At 61.9% G+C, this 21,375-nt stretch carries 20 protein-coding genes; 12 read left to right on the top strand and 8 right to left on the bottom strand.

Going from position 1 to position 21,375, the window contains the following annotated elements:
- Nucleotides 1-110: 110 nt before the first annotated feature.
- Genes ileS through Q0899_RS17475 form a run of 4 tightly spaced genes read left to right on the top strand, consistent with a single transcriptional unit; the run spans nt 111 to nt 4,823 of the window.
- Nucleotides 111-3,089 (top strand): isoleucine--tRNA ligase, encoded by a 2,979-nt coding sequence (gene ileS / locus Q0899_RS17460; protein WP_299194453.1) that lies wholly within the window; start codon nt 111-113, stop codon nt 3,087-3,089.
- Nucleotides 3,090-3,092: 3 nt separating this feature from the next.
- Nucleotides 3,093-3,539, top strand: coding sequence for a PaaI family thioesterase (locus Q0899_RS17465; RefSeq protein ID WP_299194467.1), 447 nt, complete (start codon nt 3,093-3,095; stop codon nt 3,537-3,539).
- On the top strand, nt 3,532-3,990 hold the full coding sequence (locus Q0899_RS17470; RefSeq protein ID WP_299194472.1) for a methylated-DNA--[protein]-cysteine S-methyltransferase: 459 nt from the start codon (nt 3,532-3,534) through the stop codon (nt 3,988-3,990). The genes Q0899_RS17465 and Q0899_RS17470 overlap by 8 nt, the downstream gene beginning before the upstream one ends.
- Complete coding sequence (locus Q0899_RS17475) at nt 3,987-4,823, top strand: EamA family transporter (protein WP_299194475.1); 837 nt, start codon at nt 3,987-3,989, stop codon at nt 4,821-4,823. The genes Q0899_RS17470 and Q0899_RS17475 overlap by 4 nt, the downstream gene beginning before the upstream one ends.
- On the opposite strand, the gene Q0899_RS17480 is transcribed toward Q0899_RS17475, so the two are convergent.
- The 4 genes from Q0899_RS17480 to Q0899_RS17495 all read right to left on the bottom strand — a co-directional run bounded on the left by Q0899_RS17480 (nt 4,820) and on the right by Q0899_RS17495 (nt 8,248).
- Complete coding sequence (locus Q0899_RS17480) at nt 4,820-5,518, bottom strand: CDP-alcohol phosphatidyltransferase family protein (protein ID WP_299194479.1); 699 nt, start codon at nt 5,516-5,518, stop codon at nt 4,820-4,822. The genes Q0899_RS17475 and Q0899_RS17480 overlap by 4 nt on opposite strands.
- A 401-nt stretch (nt 5,519-5,919) precedes the next feature.
- Complete coding sequence (locus tag Q0899_RS17485; protein WP_299194482.1) at nt 5,920-6,504, bottom strand: cytochrome P460 family protein; 585 nt, start codon at nt 6,502-6,504, stop codon at nt 5,920-5,922.
- Nucleotides 6,505-6,629: 125 nt separating this feature from the next.
- Nucleotides 6,630-7,559 carry a tyrosine recombinase XerC gene (locus Q0899_RS17490; RefSeq protein WP_299194485.1) on the bottom strand — a complete coding sequence of 310 codons (930 nt, stop codon included), beginning with the start codon at nt 7,557-7,559 and terminating at the stop codon, nt 6,630-6,632.
- Nucleotides 7,547-8,248 (bottom strand): DUF484 family protein, encoded by a 702-nt coding sequence (locus Q0899_RS17495; RefSeq protein ID WP_298298364.1) that lies wholly within the window; start codon nt 8,246-8,248, stop codon nt 7,547-7,549. The genes Q0899_RS17490 and Q0899_RS17495 overlap by 13 nt, the downstream gene beginning before the upstream one ends.
- A 384-nt stretch (nt 8,249-8,632) precedes the next feature.
- Here Q0899_RS17495 and Q0899_RS17500 point away from each other — a divergent pair, with 384 nt between their 5' ends.
- Nucleotides 8,633-8,953: a hypothetical protein gene (locus tag Q0899_RS17500; RefSeq protein ID WP_299194489.1), complete on the top strand. Its 321-nt coding sequence runs from the start codon at nt 8,633-8,635 to the stop codon at nt 8,951-8,953.
- 47 nt (nt 8,954-9,000) lie between these two features.
- Here the strand turns inward: Q0899_RS17500 and Q0899_RS17505 are convergent, their stop codons facing one another.
- The 3 genes from Q0899_RS17505 to fsa form a co-directional block, all read right to left on the bottom strand.
- Entirely contained in the window at nt 9,001-9,957 is a 957-nt protein-coding gene (locus Q0899_RS17505) for a DUF808 domain-containing protein (RefSeq protein ID WP_298360113.1), read from the bottom strand.
- A gap of 35 nt (nt 9,958-9,992) precedes the next feature.
- On the bottom strand, nt 9,993-10,487 hold the full coding sequence (locus Q0899_RS17510; protein WP_299194493.1) for a thioredoxin family protein: 495 nt from the start codon (nt 10,485-10,487) through the stop codon (nt 9,993-9,995).
- 101 nt (nt 10,488-10,588) lie between these two features.
- Nucleotides 10,589-11,242: a fructose-6-phosphate aldolase gene (gene fsa, locus Q0899_RS17515; protein WP_298298377.1), complete on the bottom strand. Its 654-nt coding sequence runs from the start codon at nt 11,240-11,242 to the stop codon at nt 10,589-10,591.
- Between the two features lie 88 nt (nt 11,243-11,330).
- Here fsa and Q0899_RS17520 point away from each other — a divergent pair, with 88 nt between their 5' ends.
- From Q0899_RS17520 to Q0899_RS17535, 4 genes are all read left to right on the top strand, one after another.
- The gene (locus Q0899_RS17520) at nt 11,331-13,514 is read left to right on the top strand and encodes a primosomal protein N' (RefSeq protein ID WP_299194498.1); all 2,184 of its coding nucleotides are present in this window, start codon (nt 11,331-11,333) and stop codon (nt 13,512-13,514) included.
- Nucleotides 13,515-13,672: 158 nt separating this feature from the next.
- Nucleotides 13,673-14,752: a histidinol-phosphate transaminase gene (gene hisC / locus Q0899_RS17525; protein ID WP_298298383.1), complete on the top strand. Its 1,080-nt coding sequence runs from the start codon at nt 13,673-13,675 to the stop codon at nt 14,750-14,752.
- Nucleotides 14,752-15,660 (top strand): prephenate/arogenate dehydrogenase family protein, encoded by a 909-nt coding sequence (locus Q0899_RS17530; protein WP_298360107.1) that lies wholly within the window; start codon nt 14,752-14,754, stop codon nt 15,658-15,660. Before hisC ends, Q0899_RS17530 begins: the two co-directional genes overlap by 1 nt.
- Before the next feature lie 2 nt (nt 15,661-15,662).
- The gene (locus Q0899_RS17535) at nt 15,663-16,451 is read left to right on the top strand and encodes an extensin family protein (RefSeq protein ID WP_298360105.1); all 789 of its coding nucleotides are present in this window, start codon (nt 15,663-15,665) and stop codon (nt 16,449-16,451) included.
- Here the strand turns inward: Q0899_RS17535 and Q0899_RS17540 are convergent.
- Nucleotides 16,448-17,446 carry a DUF2125 domain-containing protein gene (locus tag Q0899_RS17540; protein ID WP_299194503.1) on the bottom strand — a complete coding sequence of 333 codons (999 nt, stop codon included), beginning with the start codon at nt 17,444-17,446 and terminating at the stop codon, nt 16,448-16,450. The two genes, Q0899_RS17535 and Q0899_RS17540, sit on opposite strands and share 4 nt — an antisense overlap.
- Before the next feature lie 65 nt (nt 17,447-17,511).
- On the opposite strand from Q0899_RS17540, the gene Q0899_RS17545 reads away from it, so the two are divergent.
- The 3 genes from Q0899_RS17545 (at nt 17,512) to Q0899_RS17555 (ending at nt 21,374) form a co-directional block, all read left to right on the top strand.
- Nucleotides 17,512-18,066, top strand: a complete 555-nt coding sequence (locus Q0899_RS17545; protein ID WP_298298395.1) for a gamma-glutamylcyclotransferase — start codon at nt 17,512-17,514, stop codon at nt 18,064-18,066.
- A gap of 89 nt (nt 18,067-18,155) precedes the next feature.
- Nucleotides 18,156-19,367, top strand: a complete 1,212-nt coding sequence (locus Q0899_RS17550) for a biopolymer transporter ExbB (RefSeq protein WP_298360099.1) — start codon at nt 18,156-18,158, stop codon at nt 19,365-19,367.
- A gap of 3 nt (nt 19,368-19,370) precedes the next feature.
- Nucleotides 19,371-21,374: a peptidoglycan -binding protein gene (locus Q0899_RS17555; protein WP_299194507.1), complete on the top strand. Its 2,004-nt coding sequence runs from the start codon at nt 19,371-19,373 to the stop codon at nt 21,372-21,374.
- Nucleotide 21,375 lies beyond the last annotated feature (1 nt).

Genomic DNA, 21,375 nt, shown 5'->3' on the forward strand with positions numbered 1-21,375 from the left:
ATTATATCCCCGGCGCTCTGACAGATGAGACGCCGGGCCAAGGTGTTTGAGCCACTCGCACCGCCCCTTTTCGACATTCCCCAATACGCCGACAAAAAAGGACGCCTAAAATGTGCGCCGACACCCCTGAAGTGAACTACAAAGACACGCTGAACCTGCCGAAGACCGATTTTCCGATGCGGGCCGGTCTGCCCAACCGCGAGCCCGGCTGGCTGGAGCGCTGGGCGCAAATCGGTGTCTATGAGAAGCTGCGCGAGAAGGCGAAGGCTGAGACGCGCCAGCCCTTCACCCTGCATGACGGCCCGCCCTACGCCAACGGGCATCTGCATATCGGTCACGCGCTGAACAAGACCATCAAGGACATGATCGTGCGCAGCCATCAGATGATGGGCTATGACGCGCGCTACATCCCCGGCTGGGACTGCCACGGGTTGCCGATCGAATGGAAGATCGAGGAGAAATACCGCCAGAAAGGCCGCGACAAGGACGCGGTTGATCTGGTCGAGTTCCGTCAGGAATGCCGCGCCTTCGCCGAAGGCTGGGTCGACATCCAGCGCGAGGAATTCAAGCGACTGGGCATCACCGGGACATGGGACAAGCCCTACCTGACGATGGATTTCCACGCTGAACGCGTGATCGCGGAGGAATTCCAGAAATTCCTGATGAACGGCACGCTGTATCAAGGCTCCAAACCTGTGATGTGGTCTCCGGTAGAGAAGACCGCCTTGGCGGAGGCGGAGGTGGAGTATCACGACCGTCAGGCCGACGCGATCTGGGTGAAGTTCCGCGTGTCGGGCATTTCCGGCACCGATGAATTGACGGACGAATTGCTGGAGTTGCATGGCGAGGATGACTACGCCGCCGCCGTTCAAACACTGGCCGGTGATTTCCAGTCAACCAATGTGGTGATCTGGACCACGACGCCTTGGACGATCCCGCAAAACCGCGCAATCTGCTACAACCCGGGCATCGCCTACGGGCTTTACGAGGTGACCGAAGCGCCTGCCGACAACTGGACCAAGGTGGGCGCGAAGCTGATCCTAGCCGACAAGCTGGCGGGCGAGGTGATGGAGGCGGCGCGCGTCGAAGGGTTTACCCGTTTGCGCGACGCAACGCCTGCGATCCTTGGCTCGTTGACCTGCGCGCATCCGCTGGAAGGCGTGCATGAGGGCGGCGGCGAATGGAACTACGAGGTGCCGATGCTGGAAGGCGCGCATGTCACTGACGACGCCGGGACGGGCTTTGTCCATACCGCGCCTTCGCACGGGGATGATGACTACGCGGTGGGTGTGAAAAACGGGTTGGAGATGACGTATAACGTCATGGACGACTCGTCCTATCGCGCCGATCTGCCGCTCTTTGGTGGCGAACAGATCATCAAGCCGAACGGCAAGCCGGGCGGGGCCAACAAGGCCGTGATGGGCGTGCTGGGCAAGGTTGGCGCTTTGATGGCGTCCAAACGCATCACCCTGTCGGACGCGCATAGCTGGCGGTCCAAAGCGCCTGTTATCCGGCTGAATCGCCCGCAATGGTTTGCCGCCATCGACAAGGAGGTGGGTGACGGGCTGGACACCTTTGGCAAAACGATCCGCGAGCGGGCCTTGACCGAGATCGACAACGTGAAATGGACCCCGCAATCGGGCCGCAACCGGCTCTATTCCATGATGGAGGCGCGGCCCGACTGGGTGCTGTCGCGTCAACGCGCATGGGGCGTGCCGCTGACCTGTTTCACCAAGAAGGGCGCGGCGTTCACCGATGACGACTACCTGCTGCGCAACGCCGATGTGAACGCCCGCGTGCTGGAGGCGTTTGAGGCTGAAGGCGCGGATGCTTGGTATAAGGACGGCGCGAAGGAGCGGTTCCTGTCGGGCATCGTGGACCCTGATGACTATGATCAGGTGATGGATATTCTCGACGTGTGGTTTGACAGTGGCTCGACCCATGCCTTCACCCTGCGCGACCGCGAAGATGGCACCGAAGACGGCATCGCCGATGTCTATATGGAAGGCACCGACCAGCACCGCGGCTGGTTCCATTCCTCCCTGCTGCAATCTGTCGGCACCACGGGCCGCGCGCCGTATCGCAACGTGGTGACACACGGGTTCACGCTGGATGAGAAGGGCATGAAAATGTCCAAATCCATCGGCAACACCATCGTGCCCGAGAAGGTCGTCAAACAATACGGCGCCGACATTCTTCGGCTGTGGGTGGCTCAGTCCGATTTCACGGTGGACCAGCGGATTGGTGACGAAATCCTGAAAGGCGTGGCGGATTCGTATCGTCGTTTGCGCAATACGCTGCGGTTTATGCTGGGGTCGTTGAACGATTTCACCGAGGCCGACCGGGTGGAGCCCGCCGACATGCCGGAGCTGGAACGCTGGGTGCTGCATCGCTTGGCGGAGCTGGACCAAGTGGTCCGCGAGGGCTACGCTAAATACGACTTCCAGGGCGTGTTTCAGGCGGTGTTTACCTTCGCCACGGTGGACCTGTCGGCCTTCTATTTCGACATCCGCAAGGACGCGTTGTATTGCGACGGGGACACCGAACGCCGCCGCGCGGCGCGGACTGTTCTGGACATTCTTTACCATCGGTTAACCACGTGGCTGGCCCCAATTCTGGTTTTCACCTGCGAGGAAATCTGGCTGGAACGCTTCCCCGAGGACGGGTCCTCGGTCCACCTGCAAGATATCCCTGAGACCCCTGCGGAGTGGCGTGATGACGCGTTGGCCGCGAAATGGGCCACCGTGCGCAAAGTGCGCCGCGTGGTGACGGGGGCTTTGGAAGTGGAGCGGACGAACAAGGTGATCGGGTCGTCTCTGGAAGCGGGGCCGACGGTGTTCGTGGACGCAGATGCGGCGAAGGTTTTGGAGACCGTCAGCTTTGACGACATGTGCATCACCTCGGCTATTTCGGTGACGACAGACGCCGCTCCGGCAGATGCGTTCAAGTTGGACGAGGTGGCGGACGTCGCCGTGGTCTTTGCCAAGGCGGATGGTGAGAAATGCCAGCGGTGCTGGAAAATTCTGCCCGATGTCGGAAGCCACAAGAACCCCGGCACCTGCGCGCGGTGCAACGAGGCGGTGGGCTAAGCAATGGAGCCGCGCAACCCCGCATATGACGCTCGGGTGCGCGGCAGCTTTGCGGACCAGAACGTCATGGCGACGCTGGGCGTGACCATGGCGGAGGTCTCTGCCGGCCGCGTCGTGTTGGAGATGCCGTTTCGCGCGGACCTGACGCAGCAGCACGGGTTTTTGCATGCGGGCGTGGTGACCACGGCGCTGGACAGCGCGTGTGGTTATGCGGGGTTCTCGTTGATGCCGGAAGGTGCCGAAGTGCTGACGGTGGAGTTCAAATCCAACTTTCTGCGCCCCGCAGCGGGCGAGCTCTTTCGCTTTGAAGGTCAGGTCATCAAGCCCGGGCGCAGCCTGATGGTGACCGAAGGGCGGGCCTATGCGGTGAAGGATGGGGCTTCGAAGCTGATCTCGACCATGAGCGCCACGATGATGGTGATCGAGGGGCGGGAGGGGATCAATGGGTAACAAAGCCCGCCTTGAAAGCCCCGTCGGCTCCCTGACTTTGACCGAGCGCGATGGCGGCATCGCAGCATTGGATTGGGGCCGCTTTGGTGGCGAGGCAGAGACGGATGTGCTGCGCGAAGCGGTGGCGGAATTGGAGGCCTATTTCTCCGGCGCGCTGAAAAATTTTTCTGTCCCTCTGAAGCCGAAGGGCAGAGCTTTCCAACAAAAATTTTACAACTCCCTCTGCGCGATCCCCTACGGGGAGACGCGGACCTACGGCGATTTGGCGGGGGAGTTGGGTGTTTCGGCCCAGGCCATCGGGCAGGCCTGTGGGGCGAACCCTTTGGCGATCATGATCCCATGCCACCGGGTGCTGGGGGCGACCTCTCTGGGCGGGTATTCCGGGCGGCAGGGGATAGAGACGAAGGTGGCGCTGCTCAAGCTTGAAGGGGCTGCGGGGCTTTTGATTTGACGCTGTTCGTCTTCTTCGCAGTCCTTGGCGCGGCGTTCCTGCATGCCACATGGAACGCGCTGATCAAGACCGGCGCGGACAAAATGACGGGGATGATGATCCTGACCTTGGTGCAGGGCGGCTTCGGGTTGGTCATCGCCATGACCCGCGATTTCCCGGAGGCCGCCGTGTGGTGGTGGCTGCTTGGATCAGGGGTGTTTCATTCGGCCTACAAGCTATTCCTTGCATACGCTTACGAGCATGGCGACTTGAGCCGCGTTTACCCGATTGCGCGCGGTGCTGCGCCGATGATGGTGCTGGGCCTCAGCTTCTGGCTGCTGTCGGACCCCATCGGCGGCATGGAATATCTGGGCATCGTGATCCTTGGCTGCGGCATTTTGATGATGGCGCGCGGCGTGTTTTCCAACGCGGAATCTGCGCGGTTGGTGCCGCTGGCTTTGGGATCCGCCATGGCCACGGCGGGGTACTCGATTGTGGACGGCTTGGGCGCGCGTGTGTCGGGCGACGCGGTGGCCTATGTGGCGTGGTTGTTCGTGATGGACGCGGTGTTCTTCACACCCATTTGCGTGGCCTTGAAAGGGCGGGCGGTGTTCACGTCGGACTTGCGGATTTGGGGGCTGAACTCGGTCGCGGCATTTGCGTCTTACGGGGCCTATGCGGTCGCGGTTTGGGCCATGACCGTCGCGCCGATTGCGCTGGTGACGGCGCTGCGCGAGACGTCGATCCTGTTTGCGGTGCTGATCGGGTGGCTGGTCTTCGGCGACCGCATGGACCGCCAGAAAGCCGTGGCGGCGGCGTTGATTGTCGGTGGGGTGGTGCTGACGCGGCTTTAGACCGCTTCACGCTCGTAGATCACCTGCTGCGCCACGCCTGCGAAAAGCAGGTAAACGGAGGTGACGATCAACCCCCAATGGGCCCAGCTTTGCGCGTCGAAATTCACCCAAGCGGCCCAACCGGCGAAGAAGGTCCAGCCCAGCGCCATCGGCAATGTCACGTTGCGCCAGCGTTCGGTGCGAACGGGGTGGACGAACTTGAGTGGCAGGAACATCGCCACGGCGAGGACCGCGACGAGGACGAGGATGATCCAGAAATTGGGCTCCAGCGCGAAGACCACCACGGCCACCATGTTCCAGCACCCGGGGAAGCCGGAGAAGGAATTATCCTTTGTTTTCATACGTGTGTCGCAGAAATACATGGCGGAGGCGAAGGTGATGACGATGATGACGAACCAGCCGGTCCAGCCCTCGAAGAGCCCTGATTTGAACAGCGCGAAGGCGGGGATGAAGACGTAGGTCAGGTAGTCGATGATCAGGTCAAGCAGGACCCCGTCGAATTGCGGGGCGTGGTCCTTGACGTTGTATTTGCGCGCCAAGGGCCCGTCGATGCCATCGACCCCGAAGGCCACGACCAGCCACACGAACATCAGCGACCATTTTTCGTCGACGGCGGCGAGCATCGCCAGCATGGCGAAAACGGCGCCGGTTGCGGTTAACAAATGAACGGAAAGAGCTTTGATCTGCGGTGTCATCAAAGCGTCATGGCGGAATTTCGTCAGCGATGCAACGAAAAGGCCGCGCGGCGCTGGTCCGGCAGAGAGGGTATGACGTCTCGTGCTATAGGAAGGGAAAGAGGCGGCGCCGCCGAGATATGGCATAGCCCTGCGTGGCAGGAGATGACCCGCCGCGCCCAAATTCACCGGTGAACCTGCGTGAAAGCTGCTCCGACCATGCGGGGGTGCCGCATCGTCGTGCCCATCCACGGGAGGCCACATATGCTACGACGGCTTGAAAGGCCGAAGGATCGATCGCGGCGAGGTATAGCGGGCAGGACTTAGCGGGATGTTACCCGACCGCGCGCAGCCCCCTCCTAAAACGCAACAAAGCCCGCGCGGATCGCTCGGCGCGGGCTTTGAGATGTGATGTTTGGCGCTTAGTTGGAGACGCGAACCTCTTCCAACGGGTAGCCCAGCGCGTCCTGGCCTTCAAACGCCTCGTGGCAGTTGTGGCAGAAGCTTTGCTTGATCTTCATCGGCTTGCCGTTTGGCTGCACCGCGGAATAGATCCAGTCATCCGCGTCCGGGGCCGCGCCGGCCTCGCCTTTGGTCATGATGAACAGCGGGCCAACAACGGCCTTGGACTTCTTGACGTTGATCTTGATCGATTCCTTGGCCAGCACCGAACCTGCGGGCATCACGACGCCCTCTTCCTCGAATTTGAGGTATTGCTCGGCGGCGATGTCGTTGGCGAATGTGTTCAGCAGGCGGTTGCCATGCGGGCCGGCAACAGCGGGACGCGTCGCGGTGGGTGCCCATGTGCGGTAAACGGCGGCGATTTCATTGTCGCCCTTGGTGTAGCCTTCCAGCATCTTGTCGCCGATGCAGGCATAAATTTCTTCGATCTGCGCGCCGCTTAGGTCGAACGCGTCTTCGACGTCAGTTTTGCAATCGGCGGCAGAAGCGCCAGTGGTGAATGCCATGGCGGCTGCGCCGGCGGCGATGAATGTGCGAATGGTCATGAGTGTGTCTCCCGGGAAAGTCTGCGGCAGGGTGTCGCACAACTGTAGGATATGGCCAGCCCCTAAGCCCCCACAATTCTACACAAACGCGTGAGATTTGGGGCAGCGGGTCCCAGTTTTTGGCTTTAACCGCGGCCGCGCGGGTGGGCGGAGGCATAGACCTCCATCAAACGGGCCGTATCCACGGCGGTGTAGGCCTGCGTGGTCGACAGCGAGGCGTGGCCCAGCAATTCCTGAATGGCGCGCAGGTCGCCGCCTGCCTCCAGCAGGTGTGTCGCAAAGGAATGGCGCATGGCATGAGGCGTGGCCGTGGCGGGCAGGCCCAGCTGCATCCGCGCATTTTCCATGGCTTTCGCGATCAGGCGCGGGCTGAGCGCGCCGCCGCGCGCGCCGCGAAACAGGGCCTCGCCGGGGTCCAACTGATAGGGCAGGGCGCGCACATATCGGTCCACCGCCCGTTTGGCCGCATCAAGCACCGGCACGACACGTTCTTTGCCGCCCTTGCCCTTGATCCGCAACACGTCGGGCAGAGGCGCGTCCTTGGCGTTGAGGCTCAGCGCCTCCGATATCCGCAACCCGCAGCCATATAGCAACGTCACCACCGCGACATCGCGGGCGGCGATCCAACCCGTTGTGGATTGAAGCTCCACGGTTTCGATCATCGCCTTTGCCGCGTCCTGCGCCAAGGGGCGGGGCAGCTTCTTTTGGAACTTGGGGGAGCGGGTGGCCAGCACGGCCGTGGGTTCGAACCCGTCGCGTTCCGCGAACCAGCGGTAGAAGGATTTGACGGCGGACAATTCGCGTGCCAGCGACCGCGCCGCCACGCCGCGGGCACGCTCATGCGCCATCCAGGCCCGCATGTCGGTGGGTTTGATGCGTTTGAGCGGGGCGAGGCCGGTGTCTTCCCCGAAATGCTGGGTCATGAAGGCGATGAAGCCAAGCACATCATGGCGGTAGGCCTCCAACGTGTTCTCGGCCACCCCGTCCAGCGCGGAGAGATGTTTCAGCCAGTTTTCCAAAGCGTCCCGGGCAGCGGGGGAGATCAAGCCAACCATCGGCGCATGGCGCGTTCAAACGCGCCGCAGAAAAAGGCCAAAAGGTCGGTGCCTTGATTGGGGCGGAACTGGTGCGGGTCCTCGGATCCCATGATCAACAGGCCCGGCAAGCGGCCCTTGCCAAGGTCAAGCTTAAGCAGCGCCTCCGACTTTATGTAGGCCGCGTTGTCGCCGTAGACATCCGACGATGCGGGCGAGACCTGACGCAGGGTGACGGGGCGCACGGTCATGTTGCGGCCTGCGGTGATGTAGTGATCGATGACGCCCGGCTCCACGATGGAGAGCACGTCTTCGAACCCGATGGACGGGCTGTCATGTTCCTTGGATTCCAAAATCAGCCGCAGGCGGGAGACCCGCAAAGCCTCCAGCAGGTCGCCTGACAGCGATTGCAGGAACATCGGAAAATCGGTGGGCTCCAACGCGCGCAAAACCGCGTTGTGGATCAAATTGGTGCCGGCGAGGTTTTCATAGGCGGCGGCGATGACAGAGCGGTGGGTGTCTTCCAACCGGTCCAACCGGCTTTCCAGCCGGTCCATGGCGATGCCGCGCAGATCGACTATGTTGCCACCGAGCGTGCGCTCGTTCGCGTCGATCAACGCCTTCATAAGCGTTTGATCCTCAAGGATAACCTCGGGATCGTCCAGAATTTTCTGACGGAGTGCGTCTAGCACCGCTGCCTGCTCAGTCATCGCTGTCCTCATTGTCGCGGTCCCCGTTTTCCGGGGCATTTTGGGAACTATAGCGGGGGTGGTTCGGAAATTCACTGATGAAATGCGGGTTTGCGAAAAGCGGCTCCCGGCGGTGTGACATTGGTGTTGCCACCTATTCCTCACGCACCCCTTTGGTTTCGTTTTGGCGAAAATACTCCGGGGTGCGGGGCAGCGCCCCGCTTGTCGACGCGCGGCGGCGCGGCGACACCAAAAAGGTTTTCATTGATTTAAGGGCCAAACCTGCCACTCTGCCGGCTTACTTGTTGGGGGAAGACTGCGAAACATTCAATTAAGCTGGTGACGAAAAGCCTTATTTTGTGCCTGATTGGGACGGCCGCCGCCTATTCGGCGCCAATTTCAGAGATGCGCCAAATCATTGGCAGCCCGCTTCAACTGGCCAGCAGCCAAGGCGTCAAAGGCCCGAATGTGAACGAAGTTTTCTTCAACGGCGGCAGCTTTGTCCAAGAGGGTAACAACAGATGGAGCGAGCTGGGCCAGAACGGCGCGCGGCGGTTCGACTTTGTGGAGCAGGCACGGGACGAATGGTCCGTTTACTTGCGTGACAACAGCCGTGGCGTGAACATCCAGTTGGATCTGTTCCGCAAGAAAGTCGTTTACAGCGATGACAGCGGGAAAAAATTTGACCTCTACATGATTGAGGACGCCTTCACGGGTCAGCACTAGGACCGGTCCGGAATGTCGTCATGCTTCAAGGCAGTGGCCAGTTCGGCCTAAGACCCTCGCAGGCTGTTCCAGGCGGGCACGATTAGCTTGCTGACAATCGGAATGAGGGCAAGGCCGAGCACCAGCCCAAACACCCCGTCGAAAGCGGCGGTAACGGCCCATTTGATGAAGCCTTGGGCCTGAGTTGAGGCATGGGCCACCTCCTCGGCAATGTGGTGGATGGTGTCGTAGAGCCATGGCGCGCCCAGCACGTCCAGCCCGTGGATCACGATGGACCCCCCGACCCAAAGCATGGCGGCGGTGCCGACAATCATCAGGCCTTTCAGGAAGCCGGGCATGGCTTTGACGATGCCGCGCCCGAAGGACCTCGTTGCCGTTAGACGGCCCTTTTCAGACAGGAGCAGCCCAAAATCATCGGCCTTCACAATCAGCGCGACGGAGCCGTAGACCATGACGGTGATGCCGATGGCGACGGCGGCCAAGGTCGCGGCCTCCATATAGATGTTGCTGTCGGGGATCTCGGCCAGTGCGATGGTCATGATCTCTGCGGACAGGATGAAATCCGTTTTGATCGCGCCTTGCACCTTTTCTTCTTCCAGATGGGCGGGGTCCTTGGTCAGGTCCTTGGGCTCATCCGCGTCGTGGTGATGCGGCACGAACAGGTGGTAGACCTTCTCCGCCCCCTCGAAACACAAGTAACCGCCGCCGAGCATCAGCAGCGGCGTGATCACCCAAGGCGCAAAGTTGGCCAGCAGCAGCCCGATGGGCAGCAGGAACAGCAGCTTGTTCTTGATCGACCCGCGCGCGATGCGCCAGACGATGGGCAGCTCGCGCGCCGGTTTGAAACCGGTGACGTATTTGGGCGTGACGGCGGCGTCGTCAATTACGGCGCCTGCGGCCTTGGCCCCGGCCTTTGCGGCCTGGCCAATGACATCATCGACCGAGGCCGCCGCCACTTTGGCGATGCCGGCCACGTCGTCTAGCAATGCGAGTAATCCGCTCATGGTCTGATGTTGCGATGTTTAGGCCGGCAACGCAATCAGGCGCGTGGACGATGCGGTTTCATCAGGTCCTCAAACAGCGGCGTCAGGTCGGCCCGGTCCTGCGGGCCCCGCAATATCTGCTGCAGCTCACCCTTGCCGTCAAACAGCAGCAAGGTGATGTGGGGGACGCCATGATCGGCCGCGAATGTTGACCCCTCAAGGGTCTTGATGTTTGCGACGAGCAACCCCGGCTTGTCACCGTCCATGTTCTTGATTGCCTTGCGGGTTTCCCTTTGCAGCGCGTTGCACACAGGGCAGGTGGGGTCGTGGATTTGCACGATGGTCGGCGTGCCATTGCCCAGACTGGACAGATCAGACTCGTGGATGGTTGCCTGCAGGGAGGTCACCCCAAAGTAGCCGCCGACGCCCAGAACTGCTGCACCCGCGACGCCGTATTGGAGGAACGCGCGGCGCGACTTGGCCTTTGCGGCGTTTGATTGCTGCGGCTTTGCGGATTTGGTGCGCTTGGATTTCTTGTTGTTTTTGGCCATCAAATGTCTCCGTCAAATTTGGGGAGAGGGTAGCCGAAAACGAAATGACCGCAGCCCCGAAACTGCCGGGACTGCGGTCACGAATGCGTTATGAGACCTGTTTAGACGATCTTGATATTGGCCTTCTCAGCGTCTTTCAGGAAGGCCGCGAGGCCTTTGTCAGTCAGCACGTGGTCGGCCATTTTCTTGATCACGCCGGGAGGGGCCGTGGCCACATCCGCGCCGATTTTGGCGCAGTCGGACATGTGGTTGGCCGACCGGATGGAGGCCGCGAGGATCTGCGTCTCGTAGCCGTAATTGTCGTAGATGTCGCGGATGTCGGCGATCAGCTCCATGCCGTCGAGGTTCAGGTCGTCAAGGCGCCCGATGAAGGGCGAGATGAAGGTCGCGCCCACCTTGGCGGCCAGCAGCGCCTGATTGGCGGAGAAGCAGAGCGTGACATTGACCATGTGGCCCTCGTTCGTCAGCACGTTGCAGGCTTTCAGCCCGTCCCATGTCAGCGGCACTTTGACGGCGATGTTGTCGGCGATCTTGGCCAGCTTGCGGCCCTCAGCGATCATGTCGTCAGCCTTCAGCGCCACCACTTCCGCCGACACCGGGCCGTCGACGATGGAACAAATTTCCTTGGTCACTTCGAGGATGTCACGGCCCGACTTGGCGATCAGCGACGGGTTGGTGGTGACCCCGTCCACGATGCCCAACGCGTTGAGCTCCTTGATGTCGTCAATCTCGGCGGTGTCTACGAAGAATTTCATGTGGGATGGCCTTTCGGTGGGCGTTGAGGTCTGGTTAATGTCGGCTTTACCTTACTTGGGCACGGTAGGGCAATCAGATGGCGGGTGTATGACGGCTGGGTTTTTCCATGAAGGCGATTTGGTGGGGGTGTTGACCACCCAACCGCTGGACCGCGTGTTGGATTACAAGGCGCCGGAAGGCGGCTGCCAATTGGGCGCATTTGTTGAGGTGCCTTTGGGGCCTAGGAAAGTGCTGGGCGTGGTCTGGGGGCCGGGTCGCGGGGATTGGGACTACGCCAAGGTACGGTCAGTCATCCGCGTGCTGGACGTGCCGCCGATGCGCGAGGAGATGGTGTCCTTCTTGGAAAAAGCGGGGGCCTACACGCTGACGCCGATGTCGGCCATGTTGCGGCTGGCCACGCGCTCGCCGGGATTGGGCGACCCGCCGTCGATGCGCAAGATTTACCGAATGGGCACCGGCGAAGTGGACCGCGTAACGCCTGCGCGCACCAAGGTGCTTGCGGTGCTGGAGGAATTTGGCGGACTGGCCTTTACGTTGAAAGAACTGGCGGAGATGGCGGGGGTCGGCACCTCGGTCGTCAAAGGCATGGTGGCGCAGGGGGCTGTTTTTGAGGAGCAGTCGCCTCGGGACCTGCCGTTCGCGCGGCTGGACCCTGAGTTGCCGTCCAAGGAGTTGACCGAGGATCAGGCGGCGGCGGTTGCTGTTCTGAACGAAGGGGACGGGTATTCGACGACGTTGCTGAAAGGCGTGACCGGATCTGGCAAGACTGAGGTGTATTTGGAGGCGGTTGCCGCTTGTCTGCGGGCGGGTCGGCAGGCCTTGGTGTTGCTGCCGGAGATTGCGCTGACGTCCGAGTTTTTGACGCGGGTCGAGGCGCGGTTTGGGGCGAAACCCGCTGAATGGCATTCGGGCGTGACCATGACCGAGCGGCGGCGCGTCTGGAAGATGGTCGGCGAAGGCGGGGCGGAATTGATCGTGGGGGCACGCTCGGCGCTGTTCCTGCCGTACCGCGATTTGGGGCTGATCGTGGTCGATGAGGAGCATGACACGTCTTACAAGCAAGAGGACGGAGTTTTGTACAATGCCCGCGACATGGCGGTGCTGCGGGCGTCCATGTGCGCAGCGAAGGTTGTGCTGGCCTCCGCCACGCCGTCATTGGAATCGTGGGCCAATGCGGAAGCCGGGAAGTACCGGCGCGTGGTGCTGACGTCCCGGTTTGGGGCGTCGGTGATGCCCGAGATGCGGGCGATTGACATGCGGTCGGAGGATTTGCCGGGGGGCAAATGGGTGTCACCGACGTTGAAGCGCGAGATTGAGGCGCGGATTGAACGCGGCGAGCAGTCGTTGATTTTCCTGAACCGCCGGGGTTATGCGCCGGTGACCCTGTGCCGTGCTTGCGGGCATCAGATCGGGTGCGACCAATGCGACGCACGGATGGTGGAGCACCGGTTTTTGAAGCGGCTGATGTGCCACCAATGCGGGGAGACGAAGCCGATGCCGACGGTGTGCCCATCCTGCGAGGCGGAGGACCGGCTGTCGCCAATTGGGCCCGGGGTGGAGCGGATGGGGGAAGAGGTGACGGCGCTGTTCCCCGATGCGCGGGTGCAAGTCTTGTCGTCAGATCATTATGGCACCGCCCGGCAGCTGAAGGCGCATATCGAGAGCATCGCGGCGGGGGAGGCGGATATCATCATCGGCACGCAGCTGGTGGCGAAGGGGCATAATTTTCCATTGCTGACGCTGGTGGGGGTGATTGATGCCGATCTGGGCCTGCAAGGGTCCGATCTGCGCGCGGCAGAGCGCACGTTTCAACTGATGCGCCAGGTGGCCGGTCGCGCCGGGCGTGCGGAGAAGGAGGGGCTGGCGTTGTTGCAGTCGTTCCAGCCGGAGCATCCGGTTATCCGCGCCATTTTGAGCGGTGATGAGGAAGGGTTCTGGGCCGCAGAGGCCGCAGAGCGCGAGCAGGCGGGCGTGCCGCCTTACGGTCGCATGGCGGGGATCGTGCTGTCGGGGCCGGAGGTCGGGCCAGTGTTTGATCTGGGCAACCATTTGGCGCGCAATGATGCGGCGTTGAAGCGGGTGGGGGCGGTTGTTTACGGGCCTGCGCCTGCGCCGATTGCCCGTATCAGGGGGCGGCACCGGGTGCGGCTGCTGGTGAAAGCGCCGAAAGGTGTCGCGTTGCAGGGAGCGCTGGCGGAATGGGTCCGGCCGATCAAGTTGAAGGGCGATTTGCGGCTGTCGATTGATATTGATCCGCAGAGCTTTTTCTAAGCGGGCAAGAGTTTTGAAGAAAAACTCTTGAAAAATTTCGTTGAAATTTTTGGCCTGCGGCGCGCATATTTTTTGCAGAAAGAAGCCGCATGTTGCGCCCTTTTCTTTAGCGAGTGCTGCGGATACACAGTGCGGAGTTGGGATTTAGGATCACTGCCATGACCATCACTCCGCAGCCGGGCATACTGGATATTGCGCTGTATCAAGGGGGTGCCGCCTCTGTTGAGGGCGTGGCGGATGTGGTGAAGCTGTCATCCAATGAAAACCCGTTTGGACCAAGCCCTCGCGCGTCGGACGCGTTTCGGCAATCGGCAGGTGAGTTGCATGTGTATCCGTCGACCCAGCACGAGCGGTTGCGCGAGGCGATTGGCGAGGTGCACGGGGTCGACCCTGAGCGGGTTATTTGCGGCGTGGGGTCGGACGAGATCATTTCGTTCCTGTGCTACGCCTATGCGGGGCCGGGCGACGAGGTTTTGCATACCGAGCACGGGTTCGGGATGTACAAGATCTCGGCCTTGGCGGCGGGGGCCACGCCGGTATCCGTCAAAGAGAATGAGCGGGTCACGGATGTGGACGCACTGCTGGCGGGCGTGACGGAGCGCACCAAGCTGGTCTTTATCGCCAACCCGAACAACCCGACGGGCACGATGATCCCCGAGGCAGAGGTGGCGCGGCTGGCGGATGGTTTGCCGGCGGGCTGTTTGCTGGTGCTGGACGGGGCCTACGCCGAATATGTGGACGGGTTTGACGCAGGGCTGTCCGTGATGGAGGGCCGCAAGAACGTGTTTATGACGCGGACGTTTTCGAAGATTTATGGTTTGGGCGGATTGCGCATTGGTTGGGGCTACGGGCCGCAGGCGATTGTGGACACGCTGAACCGGATCAGGGGGCCGTTCAACCTGTCGGGGCCTGCTCTGAAGGCGGCGCATGCGGCGGTGCGGGACACGGGCTATACCGAGCGGTGCCGACGCGAGAACGCAAAATGGCGGGAGTGGTTGGCGGCGCAGCTTGCGAAGGTGGGCGTGCCGTCGGACCCGTCAGAATGCAATTTCATCCTCGCGCGGTTCGGCTCGGAAGACGAGGCGCGGGCCTGTGACGCAGCGCTGAAGGCCAAGGGGCTGATCGTGCGCATGGTGGGGGGATATAACCTGCCGGAATGCTTGCGTATCACCATTGGGTCGGAGCAGGCCTGCCGCCGGGTGGCGGCGGTTATTGCAGAGTTTAAGGGGCAAGGCTGATGGCGCAATTCTATGAACGTGTGGCGCTGATCGGGCTTGGACTGATTGCCTCGTCGATGGCGCACCGGATGCGGGCGGATGGGTTGGCGGGCGAGATCGTCGGCACCGCGCGCTCTGCCGAGACGCGCGACGAGGTGCGCAAGCTCGGGTTTTGCGACCGCGTGGTCGACACCGCGGCGGAGGCCGTGGACGGCGCGGATTTGGTTGTGCTTTGCGTGCCGGTGGGGGCCATGGGGGTCGTCGCCGCCGAGATTGGACCGCATCTGGCGACGGGCGCTTTGGTCAGCGATGTGGGGTCCACAAAGCGTGCGGTGATTGAGGCCGTAGCCCCGCATCTGCCGGAAGGCGTGCATTTCATCCCGGCACACCCGCTAGCGGGGACCGAGCAGTCGGGGCCGCATTCGGGCTTTGCGGAATTGTTCGAGAACCGGTGGCTGCTGATGACCCCTGAGGGCGCAGATGCGGATGTGGTGGCGCGCTACAAGGCGTTCTGGCAGGCGATGGGCGCCTTGGTCGACGAGATGGAGCCGGACCACCATGATCTGGTTGTCGCGGTGACGTCGCACGCGCCGCATTTGATTGCCTATACCATGGTCGGCGTGGCTGATGACTTGCGGCGGGTGACCGATAGCGAGGTGGTGAAATATTCCGCCGGGGGCTTCCGCGATTTCACGCGGATTGCGGCATCTGACCCGACCATGTGGCGCGACGTGTTTCTGACCAACAAGGACGCGACGTTGGAGATTTTGGGGCGGTTCACCGAGGAGCTGTTCGCCTTGCAACGCGCCATTCGGCAGGGCGACGGCGACCACCTGCATGCCTATTTCACCCGCACGCGCGCGCTGCGGCGCGGGATCATTGAGGCGGGGCAGGATACCGACGCGCCGAACTTTGGTCGGGGACGGTAGCGATGGTGTGGCGTGCGTTGTTTTTGAGTGCTGTGTTGGTGTCCCCGGCGTTTGCGAATGCGCCGGAGCGGTCGATCCGCCCGCTGCCGCGCGGGGTGTCCATTCAAGCCGTCGTGAAGGCGGAGCAGGCGGCGGCGTTGCCGAAAACCTCGACGGCGAAGCGCGGTTTTGGACTGAAGCGGCTGTTTCAGGGCAAGCGACCGCAACGGCCCACGCAACGCCCCGCCGGGCTGAAACAAAAGCGCGCCCAGCAGATAGCGGTGAGCGCGAAAGGGTCCGTTTGCGGTGTGCCGGAAATAAAGGGCGCGGCCATTGGTGCCATTGCAGGGCGCGGGGCGTGCGGCGTGCAAAATGCCGTGCGTTTGACATCCGTGTCGGGCGTAGGCCTGTCGCAGAAGCCGACGATTGACTGCACGACAGCCAAGGCTTTGAATACATGGGTGAAAAATGGCTTGAAACCCGCCGTGGGCAAAGTCGGCGGCGGCGTGCGGTCGTTGAAAGTCGTGGCCCATTATGCCTGCCGGAACCGCAACAGCGCCAAGTCGGGGCGGCTGTCAGAACATGCCAAGGGTCGGGCCGTGGATATCTCGGCGATCAACCTGAACAACGGGCAGACGATCACCGTGTTGAAGGGCTGGCGGGCCAAGCAGCAGGGGCCGATCCTGAAGAAGGCGCATAAGGCGGCCTGCGGGCCGTTTGGCACCGTGTTGGGGCCGAATGCCAACCGGTTCCATCAAGACCATTTCCACTTTGATACCGCGCGGTATCGGTCGGGGAGTTACTGTCGCTAGGGCAGCCTGATCTCTGGCGCGGGACCGATGGGAAGTGGCCCCAAGAAGGTTGCGCCGTTCGAGAAGCTGAGTGTGGCATCAAGCGCGTTCGCGTTGCCCGATGAGCTGGCCAGCAATCCAAGGCCGAACTCGGCGGCGGAGGCGGCGTTGGCCTCAATCGCTCCGGCTTGCACGGCCAAGGCCAGCATCTCGCGCCAGTTGCGGGCGGTGATGGCAACCTCGCCGTTGGGTTTGGCGTTCTCGACCGTCATGTCGCCTTTGGCGCGGATTTCCAGCTCTCCCCATGCGCCGCGCAAATCGCGGATCGTTAGGGCGGTCACGTCAGGGCGCTGCGTCTCGATCGCGATGCGATCCAGCGCGCCGCTGAGTTGTGCCTGTAGGTCGAATTGCAGCGCTTCGATCTGGTCGGGCAGGGTGCCGCCCTGGTCGATGATGGCGCGGAACCGCTCGCCCGGCAGCAGTTGGTTGATGTTGGCCGCGACGTCATAGGTGTTGGTGGTGCCCGGCGCGTTTCGGATGGCTGCGTTGAGTGCGTCGAACCCTGCGGTCCAGCCGTCGGTGGAGGTGATCACCGCGCCGCCCATCTCGACATTGGCGCTGTCCAAAGCCAATGCGGTCGAGGGTTTGACCTTCAGGGAGGCCCGCATGTCGTCGGTCTTCAGGGTGAATTTCTCACGCGGGGTCGCGATGGTTTGCTCATGCGGCCAGACGGCGATCAGGTGGTTGGGCTTGTAGCTGAGCGACAGGATTTGGAAGAACGGGGCCTGCCAGCTGAGCCCCGTTTCGGGGTCGGTCAATTGCAGATCGGTAAAGGTCGTATCGAACCGGTTGGGGAAGCCGCGCACGACGTGGTCGGAATAGTCGACCTGCCAGCCCTCGGCGCGACGATCATCAAGCCATTTGGTCATCGCGGTCTTGTGGCCTTGGGAGCCGACAAACCAATAGCCGGACCAGCCAAGGCCAAGAACGACAATGAGGGTGATTAACTTGCGCATTTCGGGTCTTTCCCCTTTTCCTTTGTCGTCCCGTTTACTAGGCCGAAGACAGGAGGGCCAGAGACATGGTTGCCCAGCCAACATTGGACAAACCCCTTTGGGTGTTCGCATACGGATCGCTGCTTTGGAACCCGGGCTTTGCACCGGTGGAAAGCGTGACCGCGCAACTGACCGGCTACCATCGGTCGTTTTGCATGTGGTCGATCCATCATCGCGGCTCGATCGACGATCCCGGGTTGGTTTTGGCATTGGATGTGGCGGACGGCGCATCTTGCGACGGTGTGGCGTTTCGGGTCGCTGATGACGAGGCCGGAACTGTGCTGCAAATGCTGCGCGAGCGCGAGTTGATTTCGTCAGCCTATTACGAGGCGATGGTGCCACTGACCCTGTCTGACGGGCGGGAGGTGCAGGCCTTGGCCTACATCATCAACCAGGATCATGTGCAATATTGCGGGGATTTGTCGCTGGAGCGGCAGGCCGAGGTGATTGCGAGTTCGGTCGGTGGTCGCGGACCCAACACCGAATATTTGTACAACACCGCCGCGCATTTGGAACAAATGGGGGTGCATGACCCCGATATGGCGTGGCTTGTGGCGCGGGTGCGGGAATTGGCGGCCTAAGGCCTATCGCAGAAAACCTTGGCAAATTGCCCTTGGCCCCCGTATGTTCTTAAAAAAAAGACGGTTGCGGGCAATTCAAGGGTATGGGTATGGACACTCCTGACAGGGGGCGGAGCGGGCAGTTTACACAGCCAATACGCGCTATCTTGTTGATGCTGATCATCCTCGGGCTGGTGTGCTTCGGCGGATACCTGATTTACCCCAGCGTCTCTTCGGTTTTCCTTGCCAACCCGTTTCTCAACGGCGTCATTCTGGCGGTGTTTGTGCTGGGGGTGTTCGCCTGTTTTTGGCAGGTGTTTCAGCTGATCACCTCGGTCTCGTGGATTGAGAGTTTCGCGGTTGATGCGGCCAGCCATGACGAGGGCGGTGCGCCGCGGTTGCTGGCCTCTTTGGCGGCGTTGCTGCGGTCGCGGGGCGCGCGGATGCAGATCAGTGCGTCGTCTTCGCGCACCATTCTGGATTCAGTCGGCACCCGCATGGACGAGTCGCGCGACATCACGCGCTATATCATCAACCTACTGATTTTCCTTGGACTTTTGGGCACGTTTTATGGGTTGGCGACCACTATCCCGGGTATTGTCGAGACGATCCGCTCGCTCAACGTACAAGACGGGCAAAGCAGCCAGGACGTGTTTTCCAACCTGATTGGCGGGCTGGAAAGCCAGTTGGCGGGGATGGGCACGGCGTTTGCGTCTTCTCTTTTGGGGCTGGCGGGGTCGCTTGTCGTCGGCCTGTTGGAACTGTTTGCCGGGCACGGTCAGAACCGGTTCTACCGCGAGATGGAAGAGTGGCTGTCGACCATCACTCGCGTCGGGTTTTCGTCCGGCGAAGACGGCGGGGCGGGCGGGTTTGACCAATCTGTGGTCGCGACTGTTCTCGACCACATGGTCGAGCAGATTGACAGCCTGCAAGGGCTGTTCATGCAGGGTGAAAGCGCTCGCAAAGACACGGATGAACAATTGAATCGGATGACCGATTCAATGAAGCGTCTCACAGACCGGCTGGACACAGCCATTGACCCCAGCGAGGCGTTGAACCGCGTTGCCGCGGGGCAGGAGCAGCTGATTGCGCATCTGGCACACACCGCCGAAGAGAATGACGGGATCGACCCGGAAAGCCGGATGCGGCTGCGGTCCATCGATGTTCAATTGTTGAAAATCCTTGAGGAGCTGAAGGCGGGACGTCAGGAAACGAGCGCGCAGGTCTCTGGCGATTTGGCACAGGTGACGCAGGCCATCCGGCAACTGACGCGCAACACGCGCCCCCCGTCAAACGTCCGCTCCACCAAGGCACCGGAGTAAGCAATGGCTCTTGCGCGGCGCAGCGGACAGAGGTTTGAGGCCAACATCTGGCCGGGCTTCGTTGACGCGATGACAGCGCTGTTGCTTGTGCTGGTGTTCGTGCTGTCCATCTTCATGATGGTGCAGTTCATGCTGAACGAAACCATCACCACGCAGGATAGTGAGCTGGATCAATTGTCGGGGCAGGTCCAGTCTTTGGCGGAAGCACTGGGGTTGGAGCAGCAGCGCGGGTTCGACCTGGAATCGCAATTGGACGCGGCGCGCGATACGGCGGCGGAACAGACCGCATTGATCGCCTCGCTCTCGACGCAGCGGGACGAACAATCAACCCGGATTGCCAGTTTCGAGCAGCAGGTGGCCGGACTATTGTCGCAGCAGGCCAACCTGGAGGGGCGCATCGCGACCCTGACAGGCGAGCGCGACGCGGCACAAACCGCGTTGGACGAGGCTGAGCAGGGCAACCAGGCCCTGGTCGCGCGGATCGCGGATATTGAGGCCGGGCTGGCCCGTGAAATCACCGAGAAGGAAGCGGCGCAATTGGCTTTGGCGCAAGCCCGTGCAGAGATAGACGAAGGGACCGAAGCCGCACGGTTGGCGGCGGCCCGGACGCAGGCCTTGCAGGCCCTGATCGCGGATCTGGAATTGAAGGCCGAAGAGCAGGGGCGCGCATTGGATGAGGCTGAGGCCACCCGTTTGGCGGACGCTGCCGCCGCCGCGGCATTGCAGGAACGGCTTCAGAACGCCGATGCCGAACTGACCGCGATGTCGCTTGCGCTGGAGGAGAAACGCAAAGAAGCGGAGGATACGCTGACGCTGTTGGCCGCGGCCAACTCGGCCAAAGATGACCTGGACGAAAAACTGCTGGCCGCCCTTTTGGCCGGGCAAACCGCGAAAACGGCCTCTGCCAATGTTGAGACGTCGCTCAATTCGCAGGTCGCTTCACTGGAGGCCGAAGTTGCGAGGCTCACCGAAACCGGCGCAGCGGCAGATGAGGCGCTTGCCGCCCTTGAAAGCCAGCTTGCCGAGTTGAAACAGTCCAGCGAAGCGGCGAACGTCACACGGGCTGACCTGATGGGACGCATCGGGGCGGGCGCCGCGAGGGAAGCGAAACTACGCGACGAGCTGGCCAAATTGAAAGCCGCTGAAAGCACCACGCAAGAAGAGCTGCGCCGACAATTATTGGCTGCCCTGGCAGCGCAGCGGGCGGCGGAAGCAGATGCCGGTGACGCGTTGAGCGAGGCCGAGCAACGGGCGATTTTGCTGGCCACAGCGAATGAGGCACTGAGCGCCGAGCAAGCCGCGAGCGCGGATAGTCAACGCAAGGTCGAAGCACTAAACCAGCAGGTCGCGGCGTTGCGATCTCAGCTAGGGTCCTTGCAGGCGCTGCTTGATGAGGTGGGCGCGCGGGACGCGGACGCAAATGTGCAGATCAGCGCACTGGGCACGCAGCTGAACACCGCGCTCGCACAGGTGGCGGCAGAGCAGAAAAAGCGCGCGGCGCTGGAAGAGGCCGAACGCGCGCGGTTGGAGGCGGAGGCCAAAGAGCTGGAGAGCTACCGGTCTGAATTCTTTGGCCGGTTGCGCCAACTTCTTGGCAATCAGGACGGCGTGCGGATCGAAGGGGATCGTTTTGTGTTCTCCTCAGAAGTGTTGTTCACACCGGGCAATGCGAACCTGTCGCCGGAAGGTCAGGGGGAGATCGCCAAAGTGGCCGAAATCCTGTTGGGCGTTGCCGACGACATCCCGGCAGAGCTGAATTGGGTCATCCGGGTGGACGGACATACCGACAACGTGCCGCTCTCCGGTCTTGGTGAATTTGCCGATAACTGGGAGCTGTCGCAGGCGAGGGCTTTGTCCGTGGTGCGCTATATGAGCGGGTCGCTGGGCATTCCACCGTCACGATTGGCGGCGAACGGGTTTGGAGAATACCAGCCGCTAAATACAGCGGACACGCCCGAAGCGCGGGCGCAAAACCGGCGGATCGAGCTGAAACTGACCGAGAAGTAAG

It is taken from the genome of uncultured Litoreibacter sp., from assembly GCF_947501785.1.
Lineage (GTDB): Bacteria > Pseudomonadota > Alphaproteobacteria > Rhodobacterales > Rhodobacteraceae > Litoreibacter.